The sequence below is a fragment of the Arthrobacter sp. JCM 19049 genome, from assembly GCF_001310435.1.
In genome coordinates, this window is record NZ_BAXF01000152.1 from 1 (window position 1) to 4,565 (window position 4,565).

General features: G+C 65.0%; 6 protein-coding genes and 3 pseudogenes. 3 read left to right on the forward strand and 6 right to left on the reverse strand.

What is annotated here, in order from left to right; all coding sequences use genetic code 11:
• The 4 genes and pseudogenes from JCM19049_RS08350 to JCM19049_RS08365 form a co-directional block, all read right to left on the reverse strand.
• On the reverse strand, positions 1–498 hold a 498-nt coding region (locus JCM19049_RS08350), incomplete at its 3' end, for a MerR family transcriptional regulator (protein WP_054821364.1).
• Between the two features lie 246 nt (positions 499–744).
• The gene (locus JCM19049_RS08355; protein WP_054821365.1) at positions 745–1,221 is read right to left on the reverse strand and encodes a bifunctional nuclease family protein; all 477 of its coding nucleotides are present in this window, start codon (positions 1,219–1,221) and stop codon (positions 745–747) included.
• A gap of 46 nt (positions 1,222–1,267) precedes the next feature.
• Positions 1,268–2,016 (reverse strand): annotated as a pseudogene (locus JCM19049_RS08360) (MerR family transcriptional regulator).
• A gap of 80 nt (positions 2,017–2,096) precedes the next feature.
• Positions 2,097–2,546, reverse strand: a complete 450-nt coding sequence (locus JCM19049_RS08365; RefSeq protein WP_054821366.1) for an FHA domain-containing protein — start codon at positions 2,544–2,546, stop codon at positions 2,097–2,099.
• 289 nt (positions 2,547–2,835) lie between these two features.
• Here JCM19049_RS08365 and JCM19049_RS08370 point away from each other — a divergent pair, with 289 nt between their 5' ends.
• From JCM19049_RS08370 to JCM19049_RS22475, 3 genes and pseudogenes are all read left to right on the forward strand, one after another.
• Positions 2,836–3,435, forward strand: a complete 600-nt coding sequence (locus JCM19049_RS08370) for a hypothetical protein (RefSeq protein WP_054821367.1) — start codon at positions 2,836–2,838, stop codon at positions 3,433–3,435.
• Positions 3,416–3,589, forward strand: a pseudogene (locus JCM19049_RS22470) (DUF488 domain-containing protein); the annotation flags it as partial. The gene JCM19049_RS08370 and the pseudogene JCM19049_RS22470, both read left to right, overlap by 20 nt.
• Before the next feature lie 71 nt (positions 3,590–3,660).
• Positions 3,661–3,771: a DUF488 family protein gene (locus JCM19049_RS22475; protein ID WP_306420749.1), complete on the forward strand. Its 111-nt coding sequence runs from the start codon at positions 3,661–3,663 to the stop codon at positions 3,769–3,771.
• On the opposite strand, the gene JCM19049_RS19555 is transcribed toward JCM19049_RS22475, so the two are convergent.
• Together JCM19049_RS19555 and JCM19049_RS08380 are read right to left on the reverse strand one after the other, a co-directional pair.
• The gene (locus tag JCM19049_RS19555; protein WP_171021070.1) at positions 3,768–3,911 is read right to left on the reverse strand and encodes a hypothetical protein; all 144 of its coding nucleotides are present in this window, start codon (positions 3,909–3,911) and stop codon (positions 3,768–3,770) included. The genes JCM19049_RS22475 and JCM19049_RS19555 overlap by 4 nt on opposite strands.
• 249 nt (positions 3,912–4,160) lie before the next feature.
• Positions 4,161–4,565, reverse strand: a pseudogene (locus JCM19049_RS08380) (3-hydroxybenzoate 4-monooxygenase); the annotation flags it as partial.

The following is a 4,565-nucleotide window of genomic DNA, read 5'->3' on the forward strand; positions in this document are numbered from 1 at the left end:
ATCGTGCGGGTGGGCTTCGGCGGAGTTTTCGCTGGGCAGCTGGGCGAGCGATCCCTCGACCTCGCGCCACACCCGGCCCACGGCTATCCCGAAGACTCCCTGCCCGGCCTGGACCAGGTCGATGACCTCATCGGCGCTGGTGCATTCGTACACCGAGGCTCCATCACTCATCAGGGTGATCTGCGCCAGGTCCTCCACCCCGCGTTCACGCAGGTGGGAGACGGCGGTGCGGATCTGCTGCAGCGATACCCCGGTGTCCAGCAGGCGCTTGACGACCTTGAGCACCAGGATGTCGCGGAAGGAGTACAGCCGCTGCGAGCCCGAGCCCTTGGCCCCGCGCACGCCGGGTTCAACCAGGCCGGTGCGGGCCCAGTAGTCGAGCTGGCGGTAGGTGATCCCCGCAGCCTTGCAGACGATCGGGCCGCGGTAGCCGGCGTGTTCATCCAGCTGCGGCAGATCGTCGGTGAACAGCAATCCCTGGGTTGTGGAGCGTTGCACTTCACCAGGAGCCGTTGTTGTGGGCCGGTATCCCGAGAGTCCATCCAATTACTCCTTGCATCTAGCGCATTCACATTCGGCAGGGACGGTATCGCTGGTTGCAACGCGCGAGTGATGATAGCCCGTTTCCAGAATCGAATGGCAAATCCCTATGATTTGACGGTACGGCGATATCGGGGTTAGGTCAAAGACCTTCAACTATTACTTGAGGGCGTGTCGCCCTGCACATTTGCCCACCGGCGGCTCCTAGCTGAAGTCTTCGGGATCGATGTTGTCCAGGAACTCCCGGAACTCGCGCATCTGCTCCTCCGGGGGCTCCTCCTCGGTGGAGGTTTCGATCACGACGCCGGCGGTCTGCAGCACTTCCTCGGTGCACATGATCGGGCACTGGGCGCGCACCGCCAGCGCCACCGCATCGGAGGAACGCGAGTCGACCCGCACTCCGTTGGACAGCACCAGATCCGCGGTGAAGATGGCGTTGTCAACCGAGACGATTTCCACCCGGTCCAGCTGCACCTTCAGCGCCTCGAAGACGTTGATCATCAGGTCGTGGGTCATGGGCCGCGGCGGGGTGAGCCCCTGTTCGGACATGGCGATGGCCGAGGCCTCGGGCGCGCCGATCCACAGCGGAAGATAGAGGTTGCGTTCGGGATGCTTCAACAGCAGCAGGGGCTGGTTGGAGGGCAACTGGATCCGGATCCCGGCGAATTCTAGTTCCAACATTCACGTTCCCCCTTTGCATGTTGGGTGCGAAACGCTTGTGTCCAGACTAGCGATCCAAATGGGAAATAGCACGCTGCACCAAGGCATCATGCAGTTTCAGGCACTGCTCGGCAATGTTGCGCGCCTCCTCGGCGGCGCGGGCCCGGGCGGAGACTTCCTGGCGCTTGGCGTCGGCCCCCACGATCGTGTCGATCAGCGAGTATTCGCGTTCGGCTGCGAGCCGGAACTGGCGCAGGTGGCGCGGCTCGACCCATGGCTGGCCAGGTTGACCGCGGACTGGGTGACCTGCACGCTGTGCGCGTCGAACAGCCCGCCCTCGGCCTCGATCAGCCCAAAACTGATCAGCTGCTTGACCAGGTCGGCGCTGGCCCCGGTCATGCCCTGCAGTTCGGCCATCGACACCGGGCGGGTGCGGTTCTCGACCTGCTCGCCCATCTGGTTGCTCACCAGCTGCGGCGCGTTCGGGGCGCCGCCGGGCAGGGTGTCCGGGGTTTCCCCGCGGTCCATCGCATCCAGGTGGTCCTTGATCACCTTCAGCGGCAGGTACTGGTCGCGCTGGACGGAGAGGATGAAACGCAGCCGGTTCACGTCAGCCGCGGTGTACTTGCGGTACCCGGCCGCGGTGCGCTGCGGGATGATCAGTCCCTTGTCCTCCAGGAAGCGGATCTTGGACGCGGTGACCTGCGGGAATTCCCGCTTCAGCTCGGCGAGCACCTCGCCGATGTTTAACGCCGCAGCCCGGGGTGACTCGGGGCGTACCGCCTCGATCCGCTGGCTTCGTGCTGCATCAAACATCGGCAAAGGGTCCACACCTCGGTTACGTCGCTGGATTCCGGCCGCGGCCGGATCCGTGAAGTCTTACTGCTGTTTCAATTTTACGCCGGAACGCTCTGGTAGAAGTTCAGCCGGAACTTTCCGATCTGCACCTGCACACCGTTGGCCAGCAGGACGCTGTCCACCCGGTCCCCGTTGATGTAGGTGCCGTTCAGCGAGCCGATGTCGTTCAGCCGGTAGCCGGTGCCCTCGCGCTCGAAGGCCGCGTGGCGGCGGGAGACGGTGACGTCGTCCAGGAAGATGTCCGCGTTCGGGTGCCGCCCGGCCACGTTCTTGTCCTTGTCCAGCAGGAAGCGGGCCCCCTGGTTCGGGCCGGTGTGGGCGATCAGCAGCGCCGACCCCTCGGGCAGGGCCGCCACGGCGCGACGTTCATCTTCGCTGAGCGTGTAGATCACCGAGGGTTCGGAAGGCCGGCTCTGGGTGGGCAGCGCAATGCTCGTGGTCTCCGAGGCAGACTCGGAGTGCGAGTGGGTCGGCCCTTTGTCAGACATGAGATGTCCTCCCGAATACTGTGCGCCTGCGGCTGGGACGCCGAAGACAAGGTGGTTCAACGTCAGCTGGTGGCAACTCCCCCAACTCCTTACAGATTAGCCTACTCAACATGCAATCGATAACAAACAAGGCGATATTTGTCCTACGCTGAGGCACCGATCCGTGCGAGGATTCGAATATGTCAGATCTGACCGAACCGACACCAAATCCTGAACGTCACCCCGGCCCGGACAGCGCCGGCGGCAACGGCTGGAAGCGGCGCGCCATCCTGATTGCGGTCGGGTCGCGGTGGCGTTCCTGCTCTACCTGTTCGCGACCCTGTTCCTGCCGGTGTGGTGGGCGACGCGCATCGTTTCGCAAAACGACGGGACCGCCAGTGGCGGATGGATCGCCGGGCTTTCACTGGGCTTCATCTTCACCTTGGTGCCGCTGGTGGTCGCCTGGCAGATGCGGATCCGCAAACTGCATTGGAGGGGGCGCCTGGCGATCCTGGTGGTCGCGATCCTGCTGGCCGCCCCGAACTGGCTGACGCTGGGGATCTTTTTGAATTCCTCCGACGCGGCGCTCAAGGCCCGCCGGATCCTGGATACCGGGGCGACCTGGTTTGGCGGAGCGTCACTGACCGGGGCGATCGCCGCGGCGGTGATTTTTGTGGCCGGGGTGATCGGCTGGACGCTGTACCGCGGCCGCGGCCGCCGGCTGAAGCAGCTCAAGGGCCAGCTCGCGGCGAACCCGTCCGGTGCGACGAGCATCGACCGGACCCGCTGCCCGGGGACTCTGATTCCACCGGTGTCCGCGAACGCACTGCCGAGCCGGAGGATCCCGCCGACGGGCGGCCATAGGCACGCAGCACGAAAGGAGCACAGGCATGAGCGAACTGCAGGTTAAGAGGATTTACGAGGCACCCGCCGATTCCGACGGCTACCGGGTGCTGGTGGACCGGCTCTGGCCGCGCGGGATGACAAAGGTCGACGCGCACATCGACCAGTGGGCGAAGTCCCTGGCCCCCTCCAGTGACCTGCGCAAGGGCTGGAACCACGACCCGCAGCATTTTGCCGAGTTCGCCGAGCACTACCGGCAGGAATTGGATCAAACCCCCGGGTTGACGAGTTCTTGGAGACCTTCGCTGCCCAGGAGAAGGTCACGCTGCTGTATGCGGCGAAGAATGAAGAGGCCAACCACGCGCTGGTGCTGCGCGATTACCTCTCCTCCCAGCTGGACTAGGAGTCGCTGCTCCCGGACTGCGGCTTTTGCCCGTCGCCGTCCTGACCGGCGGGTTGGGCCGGCGGCACGAAACAGACCCCGTCCACGCACACCTCATCGCCCTGGCTGACCTGCTGCAGGTTAAATTCGAACTTCTCCACGCGCATCTCCTCGTAATTCTATCCGGCCAGCTTTCGCCAGGTCCCTTCGCCCACCATGGGCACCGGGCGCCGCTGGTGCGAAAGACTGCCTGCGTCCTAGGCATAACCCCCGGGCCCGTCCCGGAATTCCCGCGGACCGGGCCCCAACAGCCAGGAATGGTCGGGGAAGGCCAACGGGGCCGGACCTTGCCGCTAACTGGCAGGTTCCGGCCCCGTGGGCAGCGCACCGAGACCGTGCGCGGGTGAGCGCTACGCCGTGGCGACCGCGTCGGTCGCCTTCAGCAGCGGCTCAAAGTAGGCGGCCAGTTCATCGGTGGCCGTCAGCGGCAGCACGTGCGAGACGTACTGGTCCGGGCGAACTACCACGATGGCGCCATCGCGGCTGATCTGCCGGGTCTCGAAGATGTCGTCATCGGCCTTCGCGGCATAGACCTTCTCGTAGTCGGTCAAACCGAACTTGCCGTTGTTCGGCAGGAAGATCTTCGGGGCGTCGGTGATTTCGAAGTCACGGTAGGACTGCTGGTAGACGACCTTGATGTCGAACAGCGAGTCGATGTCCGCGCCGGCCGGGGTGTACTTCACCACCGGGGAGTCGGGCGACTCGCGCAGCCACTGCGCCAGCGAGGTGGTCGGCGAGTCGCGCCCGGGGCGGCG